The sequence below is a fragment of the Leisingera sp. F5 genome (assembly GCF_001593695.1).
In genome coordinates, this window is record NZ_LUKH01001013.1 from 1 (window position 1) to 1,354 (window position 1,354).

General features: G+C 61.4%; 1 protein-coding gene and 1 pseudogene. One reads left to right on the forward strand and one right to left on the reverse strand.

Features of this window, described 5'->3' with window-relative positions:
* Positions 1 to 211: pseudogene (locus A2I95_RS38380) on the forward strand (hypothetical protein); the annotation flags it as partial.
* A 72-nt stretch (positions 212 to 283) separates the two neighbouring features.
* On the opposite strand, the gene A2I95_RS38385 reads toward A2I95_RS38380, so the two are convergent.
* Positions 284 to 1,354 (reverse strand): PDR/VanB family oxidoreductase (locus A2I95_RS38385; protein ID WP_291737650.1); only part of this gene is annotated, 1,071 nt, incomplete at its 5' end.

Genomic DNA, 1,354 nt, shown 5'->3' on the forward strand with positions numbered 1-1,354 from the left:
GCAGCTTGGATATGTGCGCCTCTTGGGACTGCCGCATGTGGTCCTGTGGACACCTTTGCTGATTTGGCTGTGGCGGCAGCGGGCGCAGCCCGGTATGCCAGAATGGCCGCGGCGGATCATCCTGGCTGTCTGCACAGTGATCGCAGTTTCGCTGGCCTTTGATTACGTCGATGCGGCGCGGTATTTGCTGGGAGAGCGGCAACCCTACTAACCGCTGCCGCGCGCAAAAGTTTTTTTAAAAAAAATTAGCAATTTTCCTGCCTAAGAAAATTGCAGCGCCCGGCTAGAGGTCGATTTCCAGCACGCCGTCCGGTTCAACCGCGCGGGATTGGCAGAGGATGATGGCGCCCTCGCGCTGCTTATTCGAAAGCACGAAGTCGCGGTGATCCGCGTCGCCTGAGATCAGCCCGCACTTGCAGACGCCGCAAATGCCATCGGAGCATTTCACATCCACATGGATACCGCTTTCGGCCAGTGCCTCGATGGCGGTTTTTTCGGCTGGCACCAGAATTTCCCGGCCCGATTTCGCGAGCCTCAGGGTGAAGGGGTGGTTTTCATATTCGGGCTGCTCAGGGACCGAAAAATACTCCATGTGGCAGCTCTCCTCGGGGAAGCCGCTTGCCTCTGCCGCGTCCTGCACCGCCTGCATGTAGGCTTCCGGTCCGCAGGTGTAGACATGGCTGCCGGGCGCATAGCGCAGCACGTGTTTCAGATCTGCGCGGGAGCCTTGATCCGAGAAATGCAGATGCACTTTGTCAGCCCAAGGGACGCCCTTCAGGTCCTTAAGAAACCCTGCGCTTGCCTTGTTCGAACATGAGTAGCGGAATTCAAAGTCTTTGCCCAAGGCCTGCAGGCGATGCGCCATGGCGATCATCGGGGTCACCCCGATGCCGCCGCCCATCAAATAGGATTTGGCCGCACCCTCGACCAGCGGGAAATGGTTGATGGGTTTGGAGATGAACACCATCCGGCCTTCCTCGAAGATCCGGTGCATGAGCCTGGAACCACCGCGGCCCGTGTCCTCGCGCAACACTGCGATCTGGTATTTCGTGCGGTCCGCCGGGTCGCCTGACAGGGAGTACTGGCGGAAGAACTCCGGTGCCACAACCACGTCGATATGGGCGCCCGCAGTGGCCGCGGGCAGCAGGGCGCCGTCCGGCAGGGAGAACTCATACTTGGTGACGGCATCGGTCATCTGCTCCACCTTGGAGAGCCGCACCCGCATCACCGGTGCGGCGCCCTGGCCGGCGGTATAGACATGCTCGGGCGGCAGGCCTGCGGCGCGGCGGCGCTTGTGCTCGGACGCCGGGATCATGGCCTGATAGGCGGCAATCCCGGCCTCGCGGTCCATCGG